Here is a 23,551-nt window from a genome sequence, read left to right on the forward strand (position 1 = left end):
CCTGAGCCAGGATCAAACTCTCAAATTAAAATCCTAGCGTTAGAATTACTCAAGTTACATTCGCTTTCCACTGTTCAATTTTCAAAGGCCAAACTTTATATGTCCCTTAGGACCGATGTCGCTAGATTATATTATCATGTCATTTCTATTATGTCAACTATCCTTTATCCTTTGTTATTGCTACATCACCGAAGCGATTTTTACATAATATCATGTAGTAAAATATCAGCTATATTTATAGTTTATCATTATTTAGAAATATGCACTTTTTTCTTCAAAATTCTCTTTAAATCTAACTATTATATATAGAGATACTCGGGGATGTGTTGATATTAATTCAGCTTGAATATAAGAAACACCAATGGGGGTACCCCATTGGTGTTTTAACTGCACTATTTATTTGAAGCTGCAACCTCTGCCTTTGCTATTTCCTTTTCTCCACAGAGTTCAAGAAGTCTTTCCCATCTTCTGTCGACTTCTGCCTGTATCTTTTCTACTAAATGCTCGTTTCCAGGCTTTAAGAGGTGTTTGAATCTTCCCTGAAGCTTTAACCATTCAGTTATTGGCTTCTTTTCCGCCGGCTTATAGGTCAGTTTATACTTTCCGTTTTCAACCTCATATAAGGGCCACCAGCAAGTTTCAACGGCTGCCTTTATAACATCAAGCTCTGTAGCAGCTTCTATTCTCCATCCCCTTGGGCATGGAGTGAGTACGTTTAAGAAGTTTGCACCCTTTGTATATATTGCCTTTTCAGACTTGTTGTAAAGGTCAAACATATACTTTGTTCCTGGAACTGGAGCAACGGTCTGAGCAACATATGGAAGGTTATGTGCAGCCATTATTTGAGTCAAGTCCTTCCTGAACTGCTGCTTTCCAGGTACAACCTTTCCTGCAGGTGAAGTTGTAGTGTCAGCGCCAAATGGTGTTGCTGATGATCTTTGAATACCTGTATTCATATATGCCCCGTTGTCGTAGCATACATAAACCATGTCATGTCCTCTTTCCATAGCACCTGAAAGTGACTGAAGACCGATGTCGTATGTACCACCGTCCCCACCAAATGCTATGAACTTATATGTTTCATCTATTCTTCCCTTTCTCTTCATTGCATTGTATGCCGCTTCAGCACCGCTTATTGTCGCAGCTGCATTTTCAAAGGCGGAGTGTATCCATGAATCCTTCCATGCAGTATATGGATAAAGGAAACTTGAAACCTCAAGACAACCCGTGGCATTTGCAATAACAGCCTTGTCTCCTTCCTTTAATGCCTTTGTAACCCAGTTTACAACCATTGGAGCACCGCAGCCTGCACACATTCTATGTCCACCAGTCAGCCTGGCTGGCTTCTTTGATAATTCCTTCAAGTTAGGCATAATACCGCACCTCCTATTCTCTTACACCAACATAGTTGTATACTTCATACTTACCAGTTTCAATTGCACTAAAGAGGTCATTATAAACCTTTTCAATCTGATTTGTTGTAACGTCTCTACCACCTAATCCATAGATGTAGCTTACTACAATCTTTCCATCTGCCCTTCCGTACATAGCACTTCTCACTTCAGTAAATACAGGACCACCTGCTGCTGAGAATGAATCGGCCTTGTCCATAACAGCAACGGCCTTTACCTTTGAAAGTGCCTCTGCAAGTTCCTCTGCAGGGAATGGCCTAAATACCCTTATCTTTATAAGGCCAACCTTCTTGCCCTCTGCCCTTAAAGAGTCTACAACAGCCTTCGCAGTACCCGCAGATGAGTTAAGGATAACTATTGCTGCTTCTGCATCTTCCATCCTATATTCTTCAAATAAACCGTATTTTCTTCCTGTAAGCTTTTCAAATTCAGCAGCAACTTCAAGAATTACCCTTTTGGCATTCTTCATTGCCTCTGCCTGCTGTCTCTTGTGTTCAAAGTAGTATGGTGGAAGATCTAGGGGACCCATTGATACTGGCTCTTGTCCAATAAGTGCATATGGAGCAACTCTATTTTCTCCAACAAAGGCCTTAACCTCTTCATCTTCAAGCATTTCAAGGTTTTCAACAGCATGGCTTGTGATAAACCCATCGAAGCAGTCCATAACCGGAAGCTGAACGTCTGGATGTTCTCCTATTTTTACTGCCATTATGAAGTTATCATATGCTTCCTGGGCGTTTTCTCCGTATAATTGAATCCATCCGGAATCCCTGGCACCCATTGTATCTGAGTGATCGTTATGTATATTTATAGGACCTGAAAGGGCTCTGTTAACTGCTGCAAGAGTTATTGGGAGCCTGCTTGATGCAGCAATGTAGAGCATTTCCCACATAAGGGCAAGTCCATTTGCTGATGTTGCAGTCATAACCCTTCCCCCTGCAGCCGCTGCACCTATACATGCGCTCATTGCACTGTGCTCAGATTCAACTGGAACAAACTCCGTTGTAACCTGTCCATTTGCAACAAATTGCGAAAAATACTGTGGAATTTCAGTTGATGGTGTTATAGGAAAAGCTGCAACTACGTCAGGATTTATCTGCCTCATGGCTTGAGCAACCGCTTCGTTACCGCTTAAGCTAACTCTCTTTGCCATTTTTTCTCCTCCCTCCATTATTCTTCCGGTACATAGTCAAGTGCACCAAACTTGCACTGTGCCGTACACACACCGCACCCTTTGCAGTGATCATAATCTATTCCAGTCATCTTGCCATCTTCTACCTTAATTGAGTTGTCAGGACAAACAACCCAGCAGAGAAGGCAGTGCTTACATTTTTCTGTATTCCAAACCGGTCTCATCGATCTCCAATCACCTGTTTTAAAGTCCTCAGCATTGCCTGCATCTTGTATTACCCCACCGGGTGTTAATTCTCTCCACGTCATATCTGGAGTAATATTAACCTTTCTTTCCTTTATCATAGCCCCTTCACCTCCTGGAGAGATCTTACTACTGCTTCCATATTCTTTGGAACAACATGAGGCTTATTTGCAAACTTATGCTTAAATGAAGCTTCAATATCATTTAAAAATACGTCTTCAGGTATTATACCGCTTACCTTAACAACTGCTACAAGCATCGGTGTATTTGGATAATATGCACCAATAGTTTCCTCAGAAATCTTCCTTGCGTCTATTGTATATACTCTTCCTTCGAAATTAAGCTCTTTCTTTACTGTTTCTGGATCCTTTGAAGTGTTTATTATTATTGCTCCATCCTTTTTGAGACCTGATGTAACGGGAACTGTTTTTAAGAGAGTTTCATCGACAACAACTACATAATCTGGTTCATAGATGTTACTATGGATTGTTAATTTCTCATCACTAATTCTGTTATAAGCAGTTATTGGAGCGCCCATTCTTTCCGGGCCGTATTCAGGAAAGCCTTGAATGTACTTTCCAGTGTTAAAAGCAACTTCTGCAAGAAGAAGCGATGCAGTCTTTGCACCCTGGCCCCCTCGGCCATGCCAGCGGATTTCAACAAGCTTTGCCATTAGGTTTTCCTCCCTTCACCCTTTAAATATACTATTGTATAACAGCCGTTTTATAGTATCATTATATTGTGATACAGATTATCCATAAAAGGCTGTAACAGCTGATAAAGATTATCATTATACTGATTATATCATTATAACAGCCTACTAAAATAAATTGTAACAGAGGGTAATATGGGTGTCAACCTTTGGAAGTTAAAGTGTATTTATATTCATTAAAATCAAAAAAATTAAGCCTGATTAACAGGCTATAAGGGATATATTAGGTATTTTATCATTAGTATAAGAATTAAGCCTGGAAGTTCCAACACCCCCACAGCAAACGCGGTAATGGGGTTAAGGGGTATAGTAAAATTAGAAACCTTTTCTGCAAAAAAATTAATTATGTATATAAAGAGACCTCCAATTAAAAACTTAATTGGAATTTTTATAATAAGGGAACCCTTTTTAAGGGCAATCGATATAATTGATAAAACGATAATGATGAATAAAAATATGTAAACTTGAGTATTAGAAAGAATTTCAGACATATATAATCCCCCATAAAAATTTATCATTAAATATTTATGCAGGGATTTTAAAAATTAGATTACATATTTGTAGATTTTAATATTTCATTATCATATTTTGCTTTTTTTAAAAGGTATGATAGCCTCAAAATAGCTGCCTTTTCTCTATATATAGCATAATCTAAAAGTTCAGGATCGTTTACGGAATTAAAATACATCCTTATACTCTCAAGCTCATCGACTGCATTCCTTATTTCATTTACTATTAGCTCCCTCTCCTCGCCTGTCTCTGACGCCTTTAAATTCCGCATGTTTTTAAGTATACTTCCTAAAAGCCATGCAGTTGAAACCTGTTTATCCTTATCCATAACAATCAACCCCTCCAAGTTTTTCATTGATATTATTTCCATATGGAGGGTTTTTTATTCAATGTTTCCATATTAATTTCCAATTGGCAATACCGATGCTAAAATGAACCCCTTAAAATAAACACGGATAAAAACATCTGAAGTTTACTTTAAGGGGTGTTTTCATGCCGAAAAAGAGCATAAACGATTCAAAAATATTATTTTTTCATTCCAGTATAAATCAAAATTGCGTCTCTAAAAAAGGCTGCTGTACCTGGCTGGTCCTTATCGTAGTAGGCTGTAAACCTTTCATCATCAGCATACATTTGGGCAAGGCCCGCGTGGGCTTCCCTGGTGTAGCTGTCCCAATAAAAGCTCAGCCACTGTCTGTGCAAATCTGCCGCTCTTTGTGCAAGTTCACCTGCCGGGTCCCCGGTTTTAAAGGCTTCAGTCAGGGTTACCCTTATTTCCTCTGCGAGGCTTGTTGCCCTGTCATATTCCTCCTGAGTCATGTTCATAAGCTTTGCATTTGATTTTTCAACTGTTTCCTTTCCATACTTTTCTCTGATTTCCTTACCATACCTTCTCTCGTTGTCTTCAATCATCCTTTTCTTAAAACCTTCAAACCTTTCCTTATCGCTCATTTCAATTCTCCCTTCCTTTAAGGCTATAGTTTTATCCACGTTAGCTATTAACAAGTCCAGCTGTCTTCTTTTCTCAAGGAGTTTTTCACGATGCTCTCTAAGTGCCCTGACTTCATCAAAGGATGGCGAGGTTACAATCTCCTTTATTCTATCAAGGCTTACACCCAATTCCCTGTAAAAGAGTATTTGCTGCAGCCTGTCAACCTCCGCTTCACTATAAATACGGTATCCCGATGAATTGACTCTTGCCGGCTTGAGAAGCCCTATTTCATCATAATACCTGAGGGTCCTCGTGCTGACCCCCGCAAGCCTTGCAAGCCTCTGCACCGTATATTCCATTCCCTCACCTCCCCACAATAACAGGTTACACCTTTACGCAGCGTCAATGTCAACAGGATTTTAACAACTTTTTTCCTATGAAATTGTGTGCATAACTCCCTTTGCATACAATAAACGGAAAGCCTTTATCGGTGACTTTCCGTTTATTTGCTTTTATTAATTCCATTATTATATCGATTATCCTTTTTTCCTTGCCATGAAGAAACCTTCAATCAATACCTCTATTCCAGTGGCAACTATGAATACTATCCATGAATACCTCCATCCAACAGTGAAGCCAATTAGGAAGAAGGCCGCAAAGGAGAATATCCATAACGCTCCGGATATATTTCCTCTTATCATCATTGCTTTAGGATCGCTGTAGTATTCAAGCCATTGTTTTTGCCATACATCGTTCATCTTTGTTCTGTTCTTCTCTGTCAATCCAAGGTATATGAAAATTACTGCTGAAGGTATAACGAAGGGCATAAAGGAAGCTACAACTTCAAAGAGTTTCCTTCCTGAAAAATATACAAAACCTGTTGAAAATATTCCAAAAAGGAGTATAGCGGTAGCTAAACAATATAATAATGCCCTTCCTGGCCTCATGCCATAGCTGTGTTTTGTTTCCTGGGTTAGTCCAAAGTACATAAATATCAATACCGATACTATTAAAAATGGCATTAATGTTCCTGTTGTGGCCATTAAATCCTTATTTCTCAGATAAACAATTCCTGTAGTCATAATTCCAAATAATAAAATTGCAGATGCGGTTATATATGCTATTAAATGTTTTTTATCAAGGGCTTCAGCTTCAAACATGTTCTGCTGGAGCTTTTCCTGGGATGCCTTCTTTAAATTTTCAACCAATTCATCCATATCCCCCAAACTTGAAACAGCCTTTTTAAACGCCTCTTCTTCGCTATTGCCGCTTGCAATCAGATCATTTATCCTTTCCAGTAGGTTGGCACTTATCTCCTCCTTAAGCTCTCGAAGTTGCTTTGTTTCATATATCTCTGAAAATAAATTGTCCACATATTTTTTAATTCTATCCTTCACTTCAATCTTCCCCTTCTATAATAATTTATCTATTATTTTTTTTGTAAACTCCCAATCCTGCTTATTGAGATTATATACCCTTTCGCCTAATGGAGTTATTTTATAATATTTTCTCCTTCCACCCTGGGTTTCATCTCCCCAGTAGGAGGTTATGCTTCCCTCCTGCTCGAGCCTTCTAAAACTCGAATAAAGTGTAGCTTCCTTTAGCTCATATAATCCCTCGCTTTTCTCAATTATCTTCTTGTATATCTCATACCCATAACTGTCACCATCCATCAATATTCTAAGCACTATGGTGTCGGTATGTCCTCTAAGCAAGTCCGATGAAATTTTTCCACCCAATCAATTTACCTCCTTATAAAATTCTCATAGTTTTATTATGATTAATCATTTATTTCCTAAGCACAAGTATAATATACATCAAATTACTATGTCTGTCAATATACTTTTATAGATATAATTATATGACAGTAAAAATAACGAAGTTGCAATCGGTAACAAACAAGAAGTGCACAGTAAGCTGTGCTGAAATTGCAAAAGGAAGTTGACAGGTATCTTTTCGAAACCCACGCCAAGGATATTGAACAAAGGGGCTTTAGGGTAACCCATACAGCCCCGGTTGATGGCTACGTTTTTTGCAGGATACAAGAGGAAGACCATAAAATAAAAGGCTACAGGCGAAATGTGTTCGCCTGTAGCCTTAAATAATTTTCAATATCAGCCACTTAATCTTAATGCTGTTATTAATCAATGTCTTTTTTACTAATCCATCGAATTAATGCAAACCCTGATGCAAATGCAAATATGGAAGATAGAATGCTAAATCCCTGTGGAATTCCCGGGAATACAGGAATCAAGGAACCTGTTACAAAGCCTGTAATCAACATATAGGTTTTACCAGGATACCTTCGCAGCACCCTCTCTATAGTTCTTGTTGTAGCTAAGGTTCCTATGAGAACTCCAAGCCCTATTGGTATTAGAAAGGCTATATTTCTATCATTAATAGCCTTCAAGGTAAAATCGTATAGCCCCAAGGCCAGGAGCATAAAGGAAGCGCTTATACCTGGTAAAATTAGTGCCACTGCAATTATTACACCTGCAATTAAAAGAAGGATTATGCTCAAAAAGCCAGTGGAAGTTACAAGGGCTGCAGTAGCTGGTTCTGCTGACATTGCCAGTACAATTATAAAGCCGGCCAGCAAGTATAAAAAATCCCATTTTCCCCTTTTGCCTTCTGCTGATTTCCTAAAGAGAACTGGCAGTCCACCGCATATAACTCCTATAAATAAAAACCTCATGGCAAAGGGAAAGTTGTTTAAAGCTGTTTCTAACAGCTTGCTAAATAGCAATATTCCAGCAAGACCACCTAAGCCAACCTGAAACAATAGGCTGGTGTGCTTTTTCCAATCCTCAAAAAAACTTCCTATGGAATGTATCAAATCATCGTAAATCCCAAGTATCACTGCCATTGTACCCCCGCTGACACCCGGAATCATTGTAGCTACCCCTACTGCCAAACCCTTCAAAATATTCCTAAGGTATTTCATCCTATCACCTTTTCCAAATATATTATTTTGCCCAGGCACAAATCTGCCTATTGTAGATTGCTCTAGCACATATAATATGTAAACTGAAGCACAGGATAAATCAAAGCTGTAAATATGAAGTATCCTGGGGTTTCAACTATTTTCATCACTTCATCATTAGTACTCCCATCTTCTTTAGGAATATGAATTCATGCCTGTCATTTTGTATCTCATTAAAATTTTAAAATACAACATACTGCTTGTAAAGATAAAGAATAGTTCGATGTAAAGTAGTATTCTCCGTCCCTAATCGTAATAATTCTCTGGCAAAAGCTAACCGGATAGGTTTACGTGATTAAGGAAAATTTAACAGGTTGATTTTATGAAAAATGTACTATATTAAGCAAAAACTTAATATAAAAAAATAGGGGGATTTCTGCACTTTTTACGATTTAAACCCCTTCAAATCAATATCTGATAATCCTAAATTGTTGCTTTTAGCAACCAATTTAGAGTTATACATCTAAACCAAGCATATAAAAGGGGGGAACAGTGTGAAAAAGTTACTATCAATTTTAATCATCCTTGCAACGTTTTTAACTTCCTGCAGTGGTGGGGATAAAAACATTAACAAGGTTCAAGAGTATTCAACTCTTTATTCCGGAGAAGTAACGACCCTTAACTATTTAATTACATCAAGTGAAAACGAGTTTGCCGCTGCTGCCAATCTTGTAGACGGCCTGGTTGAGCATGACAATTACGGCGTTGTAAAGCCTTCCCTGGCAACCGACTGGAGTGTATCAAGTGACGGGCTGGTTTGGACCTTTAACCTTCGAAAGGGTGTCAAATGGGTGACCTATGAAGGTAAGGAATATGCCGAAGTGGAGGCCCAGGATTTTGTAGACGCTATGAAATATGTTCTCGACAGCAAAAACAATTCCAGCACCGCAAACATTGCCTATAGCGTTTTAAAGAATGCCGAAAAATTCTATAAAGGTGAAATTACTGATTTCACACAGGTAGGAATAAAGGCCAAGGATAAATATGTCCTTGAATACACCCTGGAAAAACCAACTCCCTACTTCCTCTCAATGCTTACCTATGTGTGTTTCTTCCCAGTCAATGGAAAATTCTTAGCTGAAGTCGGAGATAAGTTCGGTACAGATAATACAAACCTTCTGTATAGCGGAGCCTATATATTAACAACCTTTGAGCCACAAAATACCAGGATTTTCGAGGCTAATCCCAAGTATTGGGATAAGGACAATGTACACATAAAAAAATTAACCTATACCTTTAACAAAGAGGCCAGTACATTGTCACCTGAGCTGTTCCTTCGTGGAGAAATTACAGATGCCTTAATCCCAACGGCTTCTATCGATGAATGGATGAAGGATCCAAACAAAAAGGACAAGGTCCGTCCAGCATCAACCTCCTTCTACACCTTCTTCTACGCCTTTAACTTCAATCCAAAGTTCGATGCACAATATGAGCCCGATAACTGGAAAGCTGCAGTTAACAATCTAAGTTTCCGCAAATCTCTGTTCCATGCCCTTGACAGAAAGGCTGCAATGATGACCTCGGAGCCCTATGAGCCCGAAAGAAGACTCTCAAATACAATAACCCCTAAAAACTTCGTTGACTTTGAGGGTACGGACTATGTAAAGCTGGGTGAATTGGCTAAAATTTCTGGAAACGATACCTTCTCTCCTGAAAAGGCCCTTGAATATAAGGCAAAGGCCCTTGAGGAGCTAAGTGGTAAGGTTAAATTCCCTGTCCAAATACCAATGCCCTATAATACAGGTTCCAGCGACTGGACTAATCGTGCCCAGGTAGTTGAACAGCAAATGGAAAAGCTTTTAGGAACAGATTACATTAATATAATCCCTCTTCCCTATCCAGCTACAGGATTCCTAAACGCTACAAGGCGTGCAGGCAACTATGCAATGATGGAGTGTAACTGGGGGCCTGACTACGCTGACCCTGAAACATACACCGATCCTTTCACGCCTGACAGCAACTACAACTGGCCTCATCTTGCCACCGGTTATGCTGAAAGCAACGGCAAAAATAAATACGAAAACATGGTAAATGCCGCCAAGTCAGAACTTCTCGACCTTAAAAAGCGCTATACCCTATTTGCTAATGCAGAGGCCTTCTTAATAAATGAAGCCTTCGTTATACCCTACGCCATTGGCGGCGGCGGCTTTATAGCATCTTACCTTGATCCGTTTACTGCACCCTACTCTCCCTTTGGTGTATCGGGATATAAATTCAAGGGGCAGATAATTTTAAATAAGCCATTGAACACCGAAGAGTATAAAAAAGGCTTTGCTGAATGGGAAAAGAAGCGTTCTGAGGCATTGAAGGCGGCTGAAAAGAAGTAAGTAACGCTGTGCAGAAAGTTCCCGATTGCTAACTTATGGAAAAATTATAATAGTAGGGCTGCCGCCTGCCGCAGCCCTCTAAATTTAGTTTTCTGCATGCGTAATTAAATAAATTAACTCGTTGTGCTAGATAAATTTACAGAAAGGCGCTGCGATAAAAAATATATTTCATTCACCAGCACGCTTATCAAAGAAGTTCTAAGGCTCGGGATTTGAAAATGTGAATTTCATATATTTTTTATCTCCGCTAAGCCCTTGAACTAGCACAACAGGTTAAATTAGAAGGGGAGGGTGGTATGCTTAAGTATTCATTAAAAAGGCTTGGGCAATCTGTCATTACACTATTTATAGTAATAACCATAGTGTTTCTTTTAATGCGTTTAATGCCTGAAGAAGGATATTTTGGCCAGGGCTACGAGAAGCTTGATCCCATTCAGAGGGAAACAATTCTAAAAAATCTTGGACTTAGAGATCCCATATATGTTCAGCTTGGAAGGTTCTATAGGGATCTTATAAGGGGAAACCTTGGCGTTTCAATTGTCTACAGGCCAAGAGTTCCCGTGGCTGAAATTTTAAAGGCTAAAATTCCCTACTCACTATATTTTGGCCTGGGAGCCATAACCCTTTCACTTCTAGCGGGTATTTCCCTTGGAATATTAATGGCTAGAAGTAAGGGGAAATTTTGGGATAGAATTGGTACCGGCTACGTTGTATTCATCAACGCGGTGCCTGCCGCAGTCTATTATCTGTTTTTGCAATTATACGTTACAAACATATTAAAACTCCCTATTTTATTTAAGGAGAACAATCCCGTAAGCTGGATTCTCCCCCTTGTGTCGATGTCCCTTGGCAGCACAGCCAGCTACGCCATGTGGATGCGCCGTTATATGGTTGACGAGCTAAACAAGGATTACATACTTCTCGCAAGGGCTAAGGGTCTTTCCAACAAAACTATTATGGTTCGGCACGTTTTTCGTAATGCCTTTGTCCCTATGGCCCAGTACCTTCCTATGTCCATCCTGCTTGTCATCGCCGGCTCCATTTATATTGAATCCCTGTACTCAATACCCGGCATGGGTGGTTTATTAGTTGATGCCATCCAAAGACAGGATAATCCCCTGGTACAGGCCCTGGTGCTTATCTATTCCTCCTTGAGTATCGCCGGCCTCTTCATTGGTGATATACTGATGGCAATATTTGATCCGCGAATAAAGCTGGAGAATCATGGAGGTGCAAGATGATTAAAACTAAGCTTGATAAAATGCTAAATAACATTGACGAGTCACTTTTTAGCTTTGCTGAATATGATGATAGTGCCGCCGAGAAAACAGGATACTCAAACTACTCCTACTGGCAGTCCACCTGGCAGGCTTTCTTAAAAAACAGGATTGCGGCATTCCTTCTCATATTAATGCTGTTACTCGTGACCTTTACTATAGTACAACCCTATCTGCCTAATCAGAAATCCCCTATAAAGATTTATACCGATGAGAAAACAGGAATACAGCTTAGAAACCATCCTCCTGATGGAGAATTCTGGTTTGGCACAAATTCCATAGGTCAGGACCTATGGTCCCGTATATGGAGCGGTACAAGAACATCACTGTTTATTGGAGTCATGGTTGGGGTAGTTGAGGCCTTTATTGGCATATTTGTGGGTGCCCTCTGGGGCTACGTAAGGAAACTTGACAGGATTATTACTGAAATTTATAACGTATTTGATAATATACCTACCACTATCGTTCTTGTGCTTTTAACATATATTCTCCGTCCCAGCCTCTCTACACTTATTTTTGCCATGTGTGCTACGGGATGGCTTAAAATGGCCCGTTTAATAAGAAATCAAATCATAATAATTCGTGACAGGGAGTACAACCTTGCCTCCCGCTGCCTTGGAACGCCTACCGGACGAATTATTATAAGGAACCTGCTTCCATACCTTGTATCTATAATCATGCTTAAAATGGCCCTTGCAATTCCCGAGGCAATCGGTTCAGAGGTCTTTCTAACCTATATTGGACTTGGACTTCCCCTTGATACCCCCTCCCTCGGCAACCTCATCAATGAAGGAAGGGTCATCATGATGGTTCCTTCCCTGCGCTATCAGCTAATTTTCCCTGCGGCAGTGCTTTCTGTAATAACTATTTCCTTCTACGTAATGGGAAATGTCTTCTCCGATGCAGCAGACCCCAAAAACCACGTCTAGGAGGTTAGAAAATGCATAGTATATCAAGAGAAATGGAAGAAAAATATATAAATCAGCACCCCATTTTGTCTGCAAAGGACGTTGTCATTAAATTTAACCTGCGAGGACATACATTAACCGCCATAAGGGAGGCCTCCCTGGACCTTTATGAAGGGGAGAGCCTTGCAATAGTTGGAGAATCCGGTTCAGGAAAGTCTGTTTTTGTAAAGTCCTTTATGGGCCTTCTGGATAAAAACGGATGGGTTGACTCAGGCACCATAAACTACAAGGGGTATGATCTTGGTAAATTCAAGACCGAAAAGGAGTGGCTCAGGATTCGAGGCAAGGAGATTGCCATGGTGTTTCAGGATCCCATGACGGCACTTAATCCCTTGAAAACAATAGGAAAGCAAATCCTGGAGGCCGTGGAGCTTCATCAGGGCCTCCGGGGGCAGGAAGCCAAAAATACTGTCCTTGAGATATTAAGGGATGTTGGCATTTCAAACCCAATGGTCCGGTATAATCAGTATCCTCACGAATTTTCAGGCGGAATGAGGCAAAGGGTTGTTATTGCCATTTCCATCGCATGCAGTCCACGCATTCTAATATGCGATGAGCCCACCACTGCCCTTGACGTAACTATACAGGCTCAAATCATACAACTTTTAAAAAATTTGCAGAAAAAATACAAATTGACCATAATATACATAACCCACGATCTAGGAGTTGTGGCAAAGGTCGCAGACAGGATTGGAGTAATGTATGCCGGGGATATAGTTGAAATTGGAACCTCTGAAGAGGTATTCTACAATCCCCAGCATCCATATACCTGGGCCCTCCTATCCTCCCTCCCACAGCTAGGGATTAAGGGGGAGCCCCTGTACTCCATTAAGGGTACCCCTCCAAATCTGTTTAATGAAATCAGGGGGGACGCCTTTGCCCCGCGAAATCCAAGGGCTCTTAAAATTGATTTTGAACTTAGGCCTCCTTATTTTTCAGTGAGCCCTACCCACAGGGCCAAAACATGGCTCCTTGACCCCAGAGCCCCAAAGGTTGAGCCGCCTGAGGCTATAAAAAAACTTCGTGAACAATGGGGGAGTGAATGCTGTGGTAAGTAAATCCAGGGAAGTTTTATTGGAAGTTAAAAATTTGCGTGTGGAATTTGGCGAGGGTAAAAAGAAGAAATTTACTGCAGTTGATGACGTAAGCTTTAATATATACAGAGGTGAAACTTTCGGACTGGTTGGTGAATCGGGCTCTGGAAAAACCAGCATAGGAAGGGCTATAGTGCGTATTAACAAAGCAGCAGACGGGCAAATTTTGTTCAAGGGTGAAATAATAAGCGGAAATATTCCAAAACAGCTTGACAGAGAAATTACACGAAAAATTCAAATGATATTTCAAGATCCCATGGCCTCCTTGAATGAAAGAGCCAAGGTTGACTATATAGTATCCGAGGGTTTATACAACCTCAAAAACTATAAAAACGAAGAGGAGAGAAGGGCAAAGGTTGAACAGGCCCTTAGGGATGTTGGCCTGCTGCCTGAATTTGCCAGTCGCTTCCCACATGAATTTTCCGGAGGTCAGCGTCAGAGAATCGGAATTGCAAGGGTGCTTGTTATGGAGCCTGAACTTATAATTGCAGACGAGCCCATCTCGGCACTTGATGTCTCCATTCGCGCCCAGGTTCTGAATTTACTATCGGATCTACAAAAGAAAAAGGGACTGACCTATCTTTTTATCGCCCATGACCTTGCTGTAGTCCGCTTTATAACAGATCGAACTGCAGTAATCCATAAGGGCAAAATCGTTGAGCTTGCAGAGACTGAAAGGCTCTTTGAAAACCCTCTGCATCCCTATACAAGGGCCCTGCTCTCCGCTATTCCCATTCCAAATCCAAGGCTTGAGAGGAATAGAAAAATAGAAATATATGACCCTGCTTGCCACGACTATTCTAAAAATCCCCCCTTCTGGGTTGAAATAGAGCCTGAGCACTTTGTTCTTGCCAACGAAAAGGAGCTTGAAGAATATCGCAAAAAAGTTCCAGGACATGGAATTTGAAGAATATGAATTTCATATATTTTTATCGCAGCGCCTGCCTGTAGATATTCCAATGGACTTTTCAGAGTATCACAACGAATTAAATTATCTCCATTTGACCGAAGGGAGTTTTATAGTTGAGAGAAGTAAGGGAAAATAAAAGAATAATGAGAAACACATGGGCGGAAATAAACCTTGATAACATTGTCCACAACCTTAAAGCAGCCAGGGAGATTGTCTCACCGAATACGAAAATAGCCGCAGTTCTGAAGGCTAATGCCTATGGGCATGGTGCAGTTCATACAGCAAGGGTTCTAATTGAAAACCACATAGACATGTTATGCGTTGCCTGCACCTCAGAGGCCCTTGAGCTGAGAAGGCATTTCTCCAAAATCCCAATTTTAGTCATGGGCTATACGCCTGATGAGCATTTGGAAATATCGGTGGAAAAGGATATAACTCTTACGATATTCAGTCTTGAGCAGGCGGAAAAAGTCTCCTCCCTGGCCAATGGCTTTAATAAGACCGCAAAACTTCATATAAAGGTGGACACGGGCTTTAACAGGCTCGGAATAAAGCCCGGGAAGGATACTGCCGATATAATATCTAAAATTTATAACCTTAAAAACATTGAAGTGGAAGGCATTTTCACCCATCTTGCCCTCAGGAATCCTCAAAGCGATGAAAGGCAGTTTGAGCTTTTTTGGGATTTAGTAAGTAAACTCGAGGAGAATGGAATAAAAATTCCTATAAAACATGTTTGCGACAGCATCGCAATGGTTCGATACCCCAAATACCACCTTGATATGGTAAGGCCCGGGGCATTTATATATGGGTGTTATCCTAAGGATGTTGATAAGGGCAAGTTAGGCTTGAAAAACACCCTAACCTTCAAAACCAGGCTTTCCAGGGTTCAGGAAATAGGAGCAGGCGAAGGAGTTGGATACGATGAATCCTTCGTTGTTAAAGATAAATGTGTTGTCGGTACCCTTCCTGTGGGGTATGCCGACGGTTATATGAGATGTCTTTCGGGAAAGGCTGAGGTAGGCATCAGGGGAAAAAGGGCAAGGGTCATGGGCCTTATTTGCATGGACCAGTGTATGATTGACCTCACGGACATCCCTGAAGCAAGGCCCGGAGACGAAGTTGTATTAATGGGCGAAGGGCCGGAGATTACCATATCGAACATGGAAGTGTCGCTATGGGCTGGAACCAACAGAAACGAAGTCCTAAGCGCCATCAGCAGAAGAGTTCCAAGGGTGTATATAAAGGATGGCAAAATTATAGATGTTGTGGATTATATATTGGATTGAAAAAATTTTATTTTATGGAGGGATTAACTATGAAATTATATATCAGCGCAGACATGGAGGGAATTACAGGTGTCGTGGACTGGGATGAGACGGAACATGGGAAAGAGGGAAACGTTCATTTTCGAAATCAGATGACAAGGGAGGTTGCAGCTGCCTGCGAAGCTGCTGTGGAGGCTGGATTTGAAGAAATACTTGTAAAGGACGCCCACGGCCCCGCAAGAAATATAGATCCATCAATGCTTCCTGAGGAAGTTAAAATACTGAGGGGCTGGACAAGGGATCCCTGCATAATGATGGGTGGTCTTGATGGCAGCTATGATGGTGTTTTGTTCATAGGCTACCACTCCCCCGCCGGCTCTAACGGAAATCCGCTTGCCCATACTATGAATGGCTCTAATGAATATGTAAAAATAAATGGTGAGTATGCAAGCGAATTTCTTATTAATGCATATACTGCAGCCATGTTTAAGGTTCCTGTACTGTTCCTAAGTGGCGACAAAATGCTTTGTGAAAGTGTATTAAAGCTAAATGAAAATATAAAGACCCTGCCGGTAAGTGAAGGTATTGGAAATGCCTCAATATCAATTCATCCTGATCTGGCGGTTAAAAAAATTAAGGAAAAGGTTCTTGAGGCATTGAAGGATGACCATTCAAAGTATCTTATAAAACTTCCTGAAAAATTCCACGTGGAGATCTCCTTTAAAAAGCATTTTCTTGCCTACAGGGGAGGCTTCTATCCCGGAGCAAAACAGACAGGTGCGAAAACGGTGGAATATGAGTCATCAGATTATATGGATGTTTTAAGGTTTTTATTTTTTGTTTTGTAATCCTGCCTTTATTAAAACTTGAAAGGGAGGGCTGTGCGATGAAAAAGCCAAAGGCATTGAAGTTTGGGGACACCATCGGCCTTGTGGCCCCCTCAAGCCCCACAAGAGATCCTGAAAACGTGGATTTGTCCGTAAAAAAGCTTAAGGAGATGGGCTTTAAGGTCAAGGTTGGAGAGAGCTGTTATGAAAGTTACGGCTATTTGGCAGGCAGAGATGAGGTTAGGGCAAGGGACATAAACGCTATGTTTGCAGATAAAAATGTCGACGGAATCCTTTGTTTAAGGGGAGGTTACGGTACCCCGAGAATAGTTGACAAGCTTGACTATGATGTTATTAAAGAGAACCCAAAGGTTTTTATTGGCTACAGCGATATCACAGCCATTCACATAGCACTTAATCAAAAATGCAAACTTGTAACCTTTCATGGTCCTATGGCCTCATCGGATATGATAGGCGATTTTGATGATTTCACAAGGGAAAGCTTAATGAAGGCCATTACACTAAAGGAGCCCCTTGGAAAGCTGGACAATCCAGAGGGAATAGCCATAAAATGCCTCTTCCCAGGAAGGGCCTGTGGGCCCATAACCGGCGGCAATCTGTCCCTAATAGCCTCAACAATTGGAACAAAATACGAAATAGATACCAGGGGAAAGCTTCTCCTAATTGAGGAAATCGATGAGGAGCCCTATCGCATTGACAGGATGCTGACCCAACTAAGGCTTGCGGGAAAATTCGATGACTGCAGGGGCCTAATAATAGGCGACTTTAAGAATTGTGTTCCAAGGACTTCAAATCCAAGCCTTACACTAATGGAAATATTCGAGGACATCATCCCGTCCAGGAAACCGGCAATTTATAACTTCATGGCGGGACACTGCAAGCCTAAAATAACAGTTCCCCTTGGAGTGGAGGCGGAACTTGATGCAACAGCCTGCACTTTAACGCTAAAGGAGAGTGCGGTAATTAAGAAAAGGTGCCAGCCACCGGAGAATTGAATTTTTAAATGGCCGGCACCTTCCATGCCTACTAAACTCCTTGGCATATTTTCTTTGATTCCTTGCTATGAGGTAAATCAACAGGTAGACCAATAGTTGGCTAATTTCTTGGTGAAAGGTGAAATAAAATATCAGACGAACAGATAATAGCATAACAAAAGCCCTGTAAACAGAGCTTCTATATTTCAACATTCTTTATATGGCAATTTCGTCAATAATCCCACTATAACCAAGTACTAAATTGTTTTTTTCCTTTTTAGCCTTGGTAGAGGCAAGGCTTGCAAGGTTTATCAGGTTTGTAACTATTTTATACATATTCCCATTCCTTGGTTTACTCCTTCTTCCCCCTGCAATTCCTGCTGAAATGTTAATATTTATATTCCCATAAAATTCATGTTGTTTCACCTTGTTCAATATACTTTGTGCTAATGCTTTACAATTTTCCGCACATTCTTTAGTCAAAAGAACAAATTCGTCACCACCATACCTGCAAAGGTATGTCCCTTCTGGTGCATTATCCCTGAGGATTTGAGCAGTTTCCTTTAAAATCTTATCTCCCACTGTATGCCCGAACTCTTTATCTATATACCCAAAATTGTTAACATCAAAGAATATTATTGATATTTCACTGCCTTGTCCCAAAAATTTAAGGGAATTGTATATAATGTATTCGCTTTTGTACAAACCAGTCAGCAGATCAATATGTTTGCCGATTTCAATATCAATTACATTTTTTGTGATAGTCCCAATCGTTTTATCCCCCTGTGTTACAAGGAGTATATCTGCTTCTTCATCTTCTAATAACTCTTTTGCTTTCCAGACAGATTCATCAGCTCCAATGTATTGAAAACTTCCAGACATGGCATCCAGCACAATCCTGTTAGGATGGGATTTTATCAAATCCCCCCTTGTTAAAACGCCAATGATTTTACCATTATCAGTTACAGGGAAACAGTCCTTGTTTGTTTTTTGTGCAATGTCCTGCACATATCTCATTCCACAAAGGGCATCAACTGTAATATAATCTTTAATCATTATTTCGGAAACTTTCCTCATCATAAGTCTATTGATTTGCTAACTTGAATCACAATATTAACCTGGGCTTTAACTATTGTTGACTCGTTAGCAACCTTGCCCCCCTCCTCCAATAATAAATCAATTAACTTTTCCTGTGGAAGTATATTGAAAAGAGCCTTCCTTATTACTATAGCCTCTATAGCAGGATGATCTATCTTTATTATTTCATATTGATCTGGAGATAGTATATCAACCATGCGTCTTGCCGCTTCTGGTCCGATTGGTGCCCTTCTGCCAACAAGAAGAACATCCTGCATTGGAGGAATTTCAAATTCCGATATGCGCATGGTTATTTCAGCTTTTTTGGAACTTTCTATACCTTTCGACACCATCTCACCTTCTTTCGTTTCATTTAATGAATATTTTATCATTTTATTAATAATTTTACTATTTTCAATACAAAAAAGATATATAAATACAATACATTTCCCATCAATACTATTTATAAGAACCATTCCAGAACCATAGAAAATATTTTTATGATTTTTCCATTTATCTTTTCTCTTAATTCATTTATTCAGACATGCTGTTACAAGGAATATTTTCCCTTTCCTACTTTCTATTTTGAAAAAACAGTCATTTTCAATGTATGCCTTCATTACAATACATTGTTCGGAGGACATATTCCATTCCCAAAAAACTGTAACAGCGTTCCTCCTTCAGAGCATAAGTCTCGCCTTGTATTGTGGTAAAGCTGACTTTTTTATTGGGTCCACCACACTTACAACGTATAAGTTTTTGAATTTGGCTAAATTATTAATTACCTCCCCTAATTTTTCTCTAACCAACTTAACCACTCTGAATAAATACATTGCATTATATTTTCGACAAAATAATAACACATTTTATAACATATTAGAGCTCTAAAGACCGTATAAAAGCTATAATACCCTCTGGCGGCATCGGCTTGCTGATGTAATAACCCTGGATTTTATCACAACCCATATACTTTAGCTTTTCAAATTGTCTTTTGGTTTCAACCCCTTCCGCTGTTACTTTATACCCCAATTTTTTTGCTGCATGGATAACTGATTCTACAATAGCTTCAGCCTTTTCATCATGCAATAGCTTATCTGTAAAGCTTTTATCGATTTTTATTTCCGAAATTGGAAATAGGATCATATTTTTTATTGATGAAAAGCCCACCCCAAAGTCATCAAGAGAAATATCCAAGCCTGTTTTCAGCATCCTGCCAAGAAATTTAACAATCCCTCCTTCATCCGTCAATATCTGTGTTTCGGTAATTTCAAACTTGATTTTCCTATAATCAATATCAAATTTTCTCACTAATTCCTTGAAACTTGAGATAAAACCTCTGTTTAACAATTGAACAGGTGATATATTTATTGCAACCTTTATTTCTATCCCTTCTTTTTCCCATAGCTTTAATTGCTTGAAAACACTCTCCATCACGAAATAACTGATTCCGCTTATCAGACCATTTTCTTCGGCTACAGGTACAAATTCAGCAGGAGAAACACTGCCGAGAGTCCTGCTTTCCCATCTCAAAAGTGCTTCTGCCTCCGTTACTTTCCCCATGCTTATATTAAAAATTGGCTGATAATGGACAGAAAACTCCTTCTCATTCATACTCTTTCTCATTTCAGAAGTCAAAAGAAGTTTCCTCTTAATCTCGTCATCCATAGGCTTATCGTAAAAAGCCAATTGGCTTTTTCCATTTCTTTTTGCCTTAAATAAGGCAATATCTGCCTTCCTTATCATATTCTCCGCTGGTTCATTCCTTTTTTCTGGAATATATGCGCCGATACTTATAGTTAATAACACTTCTTGTCCTTCAACGTAAAATGCCATTGTTTCAAGTTTCTTAATAATCTGCCTAGCCATACTTATAATTTCACTCTCTGTACAGCGGTTTATTACTGCAACAAACTTATCTCCGCCAAACACGAATACTTTCCCGAAACTTCCAACTTCATCCTCCAACCAGATGCTTATATACTTTAACAGGCAATCCCCAAATTTATACCCGTAACAATCATTGATATACTTAAAATTATCCACATCTATAAATAAAATCGCCGAGACGTTTTCTTCAGCTATATATTTATATAAATATGCTCTGCCTGGCGTTTCTGGTAGATAGTCAATGCAATCCTGCTTTTTTACAACATCTGTATTTACAAGTTCCATGATATTTACCTTTCCTTTCTAAGCTGCACCTATACATTAAATCTTATGGCTACATCTTTCAAGTTCGAAACGATATTGCTCAAGTTTTCTTCCGCAACCACTGCAAACCCCTCGACCATTTCACCTGCATGAGCAGCTTCTATGGCAGTATTCAACGCAGGAAGGTTGATCTGCTCTGAAATACCTGCTATCAATTCAGTAACACTGCCTATCTCAGGATATCAATATTTTTTTGACATTTAGTGCCAGGTCGCCCAAAGCAGAGGCTTGGATTCGGAAGTATTTATTCATTGTAAAGATCTTTCATGTCCTGGTTATAAAAAGCATGTTTTTCAATGCTATAAAAGTAATAACTCCAAATAGTAAAATAGTAATTACTGTAACCGTAATAAATAAAGTAGATATTTTACACTCTTGAGAAATAATTTTGTTTTTAAAAATTTTAAAAACATTCTATTAGCCTTTTTTATACTATTTTATTAGCACTCTATATTAATGAGTGCTAATAAAATAGTAAACTTTTTTATTTATAATGTCAAACCAAAAATAGGAAAACTATTCTATTTGTTAGCATTTAATATCAAGAAATGTATTAATATTATAAATTATTGAATTATTACCATTATATTTTCAATTAAAAAAGAAATCATAAGTTGAATAAATGTTTTTTGTAAATCAAACTCAAAACAAAAAAAGCTATAGTTGATTTTTATAGAATCATCTATAGCTTTTTTTATTTGTTCAAATTAATAAGTTTCCACAAACACCTCAAAGTATCCTTGAGGATGTGCACAGGCTGGACACATTTCAGGAGCACTGTCGCCTTCATGGATATATCCGCAGTTATTGCACTTCCAGCGAACAACGGCGTCTTTCTTGAAAGCTGTACCTTGCTCTATATTTTGAAGCAGTTTCCTATATCTTGCTTCATGGTGCTTTTCCACTTCAGCAATTTTTCTGAACACTGCCGCTACCTCTGGATAGCCTTCTTCATCGGCAACCTTCGCAAATTCTGGATAAAGGTTTGTCCATTCTTCATTTTCGCCGTTGGCTGCTGCAAGCAGATTAGCTTTTGTATCACCTAAAGCCACAGGATAGCTTGCGTTGATTTCAACTATATCTCCATTTAAACTTTCATTCAAAAACTTAAAAAATCTTTTGGCGTGTTCCTTTTCATTTTCTGCTGTTTCAGTAAACAGGTTGGCAATCTGTACATAACCTTCTTTTTTGGCTACAGATGCATAATATGTATACCTGTTTCTTGCCTGTGACTCTCCTGCAAAGGCTTTCATCAGGTTTTCAGCTGTTTTCGTACCTTTTAACGGTTTCATTATTCTATCTCCTCCCATATAAATTTAAGTGCCAATCCTTATTTCACTTCTGCCTTCCACAACCCATGGAGGTTGCAGTAAGCATAAACATCTGCATTCTCCTTGTCACAGAATACGGCTTTTGGCTCATCGGATGGTGTAAGTAAAACTCTTTCTGTGCCATCGTCCGTTACCACAGCAATCCACTCAATGTAGTGTCCCTCTGTCATCGGATGGGGTACAGATCCTACTTCCACATAAATCTTTCCATCCTTCCTTGCAGCAACGGGTATATGTTTTTCCACTGATGCCTCGGTCGTATTGGCTTTCAATTCCTTCATCGGCTTGCCGCAGCATACAAGCTGCCCACCCCCATTTTTTATAAGTTCTACGAAGTTGCCGCATACTTCGCAGCGATAAAATCGTGCTGGTTCTTTCATAACTATCCTCTCCTTTTCAAAATCATTTATTACACTAATTTTACCATTTCTATGCTAAAATTAAATATTTTTCTCTAAAAATATTTATGTTTGTAGATTACCCTTCATAGAAGCATCCTCATTTGAAAAGCCTTTTCTTTCAGATTTCCCTCAGCCTTGTGGCTTTTAAAACACATTTAAATAACCTCTATTCTGTTATTCTCCCTGAAACAGCTTAGTATCGGCTTTCATCTTAATTTAAAAATATCCATTGTACTAACCATAGTAATTCTCAATACAACTTTATTTTCATTCTTGTGTTAAACGTCAAAATAAACCATATTAATTTTACCTAAAAACGGCATAATAAAATCAACTTTAATACTTGCGTAAAATTAAATAATCTGACCTTTAGGAATGCAAATTTAGAAAACTGTCAATACTTATAAAAAATACAAAAAAAGGAGAAGGGGAAAGTGGTTTCAAAACCATTCTTTCCCCTAAAAACAAATCCTACAATGATAAGTATTGCCAAGTTTTCCGAAAATATAATCAAAGACTTGTTATTAAGAGAAAAAAATTTTGAGCATACGTATGGATGCCCTTCATGCGGATATGAAGGCATGATTCACCGCCATTGTCACTATGATAGGAACGTAGTTACCCTTAATCAACATTTTATCATTAGTATTCAGCGTTTTTTATGTCCTTGCTGTGGCAAAACTTACTCGCTCCTACCATCGTTTCTTATCCCATATTTTATCTATACCTTGAGTCTGCTGGCAAACGGATATTAGTATGGGCCCATACCTTACCATAGATGGGCGAAAACACAAAACATATATCATTGCCATAGTTGATGACTCTTCAAGGGCTGTGATGGCTTGTGCCGCCTTCTTCGAACAAAACCTTAATGCAGTCCTGTCAGTATTTAAAACCGCCGTACAGCGTCGAGGAATTCCCAAAAAGCTCTTTATGGATAAT

The 23,551-nt window shown here is 39.3% G+C and carries 27 protein-coding genes and 1 pseudogene; 12 read left to right on the forward strand and 16 right to left on the reverse strand.

All coding sequences use genetic code 11. The features are described 5' to 3' along the window. Positions 1 to 392: 392 nt before the first annotated feature. The 9 genes from EDD71_RS13575 to EDD71_RS13615 all read right to left on the reverse strand — a co-directional run bounded on the left by EDD71_RS13575 (position 393) and on the right by EDD71_RS13615 (position 6,679). Complete coding sequence (locus tag EDD71_RS13575) at positions 393 to 1,373, reverse strand: thiamine pyrophosphate-dependent enzyme (RefSeq protein ID WP_423244835.1); 981 nt, start codon at positions 1,371 to 1,373, stop codon at positions 393 to 395. Between the two features lie 13 nt (positions 1,374 to 1,386). Beyond that, positions 1,387 to 2,565 (reverse strand): pyruvate ferredoxin oxidoreductase, encoded by a 1,179-nt coding sequence (gene porA, locus EDD71_RS13580; RefSeq protein WP_133629285.1) that lies wholly within the window; start codon positions 2,563 to 2,565, stop codon positions 1,387 to 1,389. 17 nt (positions 2,566 to 2,582) lie between these two features. After that, the gene (locus EDD71_RS13585; RefSeq protein ID WP_133629286.1) at positions 2,583 to 2,888 is read right to left on the reverse strand and encodes a 4Fe-4S binding protein; all 306 of its coding nucleotides are present in this window, start codon (positions 2,886 to 2,888) and stop codon (positions 2,583 to 2,585) included. Then, entirely contained in the window at positions 2,885 to 3,460 is a 576-nt protein-coding gene (locus EDD71_RS13590; RefSeq protein WP_133629287.1) for a 2-oxoacid:acceptor oxidoreductase family protein, read from the reverse strand. The genes EDD71_RS13585 and EDD71_RS13590 overlap by 4 nt, the downstream gene beginning before the upstream one ends. A gap of 248 nt (positions 3,461 to 3,708) precedes the next feature. Next, positions 3,709 to 3,990, reverse strand: coding sequence for a pro-sigmaK processing inhibitor BofA family protein (locus tag EDD71_RS13595; RefSeq protein ID WP_166636488.1), 282 nt, complete (start codon positions 3,988 to 3,990; stop codon positions 3,709 to 3,711). A 59-nt stretch (positions 3,991 to 4,049) separates the two neighbouring features. Beyond that, positions 4,050 to 4,337: a DUF2508 family protein gene (locus EDD71_RS13600; RefSeq protein ID WP_166636489.1), complete on the reverse strand. Its 288-nt coding sequence runs from the start codon at positions 4,335 to 4,337 to the stop codon at positions 4,050 to 4,052. Positions 4,338 to 4,534: 197 nt separating this feature from the next. Continuing rightward, positions 4,535 to 5,299: a MerR family transcriptional regulator gene (locus EDD71_RS13605; protein ID WP_133629290.1), complete on the reverse strand. Its 765-nt coding sequence runs from the start codon at positions 5,297 to 5,299 to the stop codon at positions 4,535 to 4,537. 177 nt (positions 5,300 to 5,476) lie between these two features. Then, on the reverse strand, positions 5,477 to 6,337 hold the full coding sequence (locus tag EDD71_RS13610; protein WP_133629291.1) for a permease prefix domain 1-containing protein: 861 nt from the start codon (positions 6,335 to 6,337) through the stop codon (positions 5,477 to 5,479). Between the two features lie 15 nt (positions 6,338 to 6,352). Continuing rightward, entirely contained in the window at positions 6,353 to 6,679 is a 327-nt protein-coding gene (locus tag EDD71_RS13615) for a PadR family transcriptional regulator (RefSeq protein WP_133629292.1), read from the reverse strand. A 180-nt stretch (positions 6,680 to 6,859) separates the two neighbouring features. On the opposite strand from EDD71_RS13615, the gene EDD71_RS15430 reads away from it, so the two are divergent. Further along, complete coding sequence (locus EDD71_RS15430; RefSeq protein WP_166636490.1) at positions 6,860 to 7,045, forward strand: hypothetical protein; 186 nt, start codon at positions 6,860 to 6,862, stop codon at positions 7,043 to 7,045. A gap of 35 nt (positions 7,046 to 7,080) precedes the next feature. Here EDD71_RS15430 and EDD71_RS13620 read toward each other — a convergent pair whose 3' ends face one another. Then, positions 7,081 to 7,854 (reverse strand): DUF368 domain-containing protein, encoded by a 774-nt coding sequence (locus tag EDD71_RS13620; protein ID WP_243116472.1) that lies wholly within the window; start codon positions 7,852 to 7,854, stop codon positions 7,081 to 7,083. 563 nt (positions 7,855 to 8,417) lie between these two features. Here EDD71_RS13620 and EDD71_RS13625 point away from each other — a divergent pair. The 9 genes from EDD71_RS13625 (at position 8,418) to EDD71_RS13660 (ending at position 17,610) form a co-directional block, all read left to right on the forward strand. Further along, on the forward strand, positions 8,418 to 10,250 hold the full coding sequence (locus EDD71_RS13625) for a peptide ABC transporter substrate-binding protein (protein WP_133629294.1): 1,833 nt from the start codon (positions 8,418 to 8,420) through the stop codon (positions 10,248 to 10,250). A gap of 296 nt (positions 10,251 to 10,546) precedes the next feature. Continuing rightward, positions 10,547 to 11,491: an ABC transporter permease gene (locus tag EDD71_RS13630; RefSeq protein ID WP_133629295.1), complete on the forward strand. Its 945-nt coding sequence runs from the start codon at positions 10,547 to 10,549 to the stop codon at positions 11,489 to 11,491. Then, on the forward strand, positions 11,488 to 12,456 hold the full coding sequence (locus EDD71_RS13635) for an ABC transporter permease (protein ID WP_133629296.1): 969 nt from the start codon (positions 11,488 to 11,490) through the stop codon (positions 12,454 to 12,456). The genes EDD71_RS13630 and EDD71_RS13635 overlap by 4 nt, the downstream gene beginning before the upstream one ends. Before the next feature lie 11 nt (positions 12,457 to 12,467). Further along, a complete protein-coding gene (locus EDD71_RS13640) occupies positions 12,468 to 13,553 on the forward strand; it encodes an ABC transporter ATP-binding protein (protein ID WP_243116473.1) in 1,086 nt (361 codons plus the stop codon). Then, positions 13,543 to 14,496, forward strand: a complete 954-nt coding sequence (locus tag EDD71_RS13645) for an oligopeptide/dipeptide ABC transporter ATP-binding protein (RefSeq protein ID WP_133629297.1) — start codon at positions 13,543 to 13,545, stop codon at positions 14,494 to 14,496. The genes EDD71_RS13640 and EDD71_RS13645 overlap by 11 nt, the downstream gene beginning before the upstream one ends. Then, positions 14,486 to 14,635, forward strand: a complete 150-nt coding sequence (locus tag EDD71_RS15435; RefSeq protein ID WP_166636491.1) for a hypothetical protein — start codon at positions 14,486 to 14,488, stop codon at positions 14,633 to 14,635. Before EDD71_RS13645 ends, EDD71_RS15435 begins: the two co-directional genes overlap by 11 nt. Further along, positions 14,613 to 15,788, forward strand: coding sequence for an alanine racemase (gene alr, locus EDD71_RS13650; RefSeq protein ID WP_133629298.1), 1,176 nt, complete (start codon positions 14,613 to 14,615; stop codon positions 15,786 to 15,788). The genes EDD71_RS15435 and alr overlap by 23 nt, the downstream gene beginning before the upstream one ends. Positions 15,789 to 15,817: 29 nt before the next feature. After that, positions 15,818 to 16,615: a M55 family metallopeptidase gene (locus EDD71_RS13655; protein WP_133629299.1), complete on the forward strand. Its 798-nt coding sequence runs from the start codon at positions 15,818 to 15,820 to the stop codon at positions 16,613 to 16,615. Positions 16,616 to 16,653: 38 nt separating this feature from the next. Next, on the forward strand, positions 16,654 to 17,610 hold the full coding sequence (locus tag EDD71_RS13660) for a S66 peptidase family protein (RefSeq protein ID WP_133629300.1): 957 nt from the start codon (positions 16,654 to 16,656) through the stop codon (positions 17,608 to 17,610). A 195-nt stretch (positions 17,611 to 17,805) separates the two neighbouring features. On the opposite strand, the gene EDD71_RS13665 is transcribed toward EDD71_RS13660, so the two are convergent. The 6 genes from EDD71_RS13665 to EDD71_RS13690 all read right to left on the reverse strand — a co-directional run bounded on the left by EDD71_RS13665 (position 17,806) and on the right by EDD71_RS13690 (position 22,588). Continuing rightward, entirely contained in the window at positions 17,806 to 18,669 is an 864-nt protein-coding gene (locus EDD71_RS13665; RefSeq protein WP_133629301.1) for a diguanylate cyclase domain-containing protein, read from the reverse strand. After that, entirely contained in the window at positions 18,666 to 19,019 is a 354-nt protein-coding gene (locus EDD71_RS13670) for a hypothetical protein (RefSeq protein ID WP_133629308.1), read from the reverse strand. The genes EDD71_RS13665 and EDD71_RS13670 overlap by 4 nt, the downstream gene beginning before the upstream one ends. A 523-nt stretch (positions 19,020 to 19,542) precedes the next feature. Continuing rightward, complete coding sequence (locus tag EDD71_RS13675) at positions 19,543 to 20,838, reverse strand: putative bifunctional diguanylate cyclase/phosphodiesterase (RefSeq protein ID WP_133629302.1); 1,296 nt, start codon at positions 20,836 to 20,838, stop codon at positions 19,543 to 19,545. A gap of 29 nt (positions 20,839 to 20,867) precedes the next feature. Next, positions 20,868 to 21,050, reverse strand: coding sequence for a methyl-accepting chemotaxis protein (locus EDD71_RS13680; RefSeq protein WP_133629303.1), 183 nt, complete (start codon positions 21,048 to 21,050; stop codon positions 20,868 to 20,870). Positions 21,051 to 21,584: 534 nt separating this feature from the next. Further along, entirely contained in the window at positions 21,585 to 22,169 is a 585-nt protein-coding gene (rbr, locus tag EDD71_RS13685; RefSeq protein ID WP_133629304.1) for a rubrerythrin, read from the reverse strand. Positions 22,170 to 22,207: 38 nt separating this feature from the next. Further along, positions 22,208 to 22,588: a desulfoferrodoxin gene (locus tag EDD71_RS13690; protein ID WP_133629305.1), complete on the reverse strand. Its 381-nt coding sequence runs from the start codon at positions 22,586 to 22,588 to the stop codon at positions 22,208 to 22,210. Between the two features lie 602 nt (positions 22,589 to 23,190). Between EDD71_RS13690 and EDD71_RS16155 the strand changes: the two genes are divergently transcribed. Continuing rightward, on the forward strand, positions 23,191 to 23,364 hold the full coding sequence (locus EDD71_RS16155; protein ID WP_423244837.1) for a DUF6431 domain-containing protein: 174 nt from the start codon (positions 23,191 to 23,193) through the stop codon (positions 23,362 to 23,364). Next, positions 23,345 to 23,551 (forward strand): annotated as a pseudogene (locus EDD71_RS13695) (integrase catalytic domain-containing protein); the annotation flags it as partial. The gene EDD71_RS16155 and the pseudogene EDD71_RS13695, both read left to right, overlap by 20 nt.

Source organism: Fonticella tunisiensis, from assembly GCF_004364155.1.
In the GTDB taxonomy this organism is placed as follows: domain Bacteria; phylum Bacillota; class Clostridia; order Clostridiales; family Caloramatoraceae; genus Fonticella; species Fonticella tunisiensis.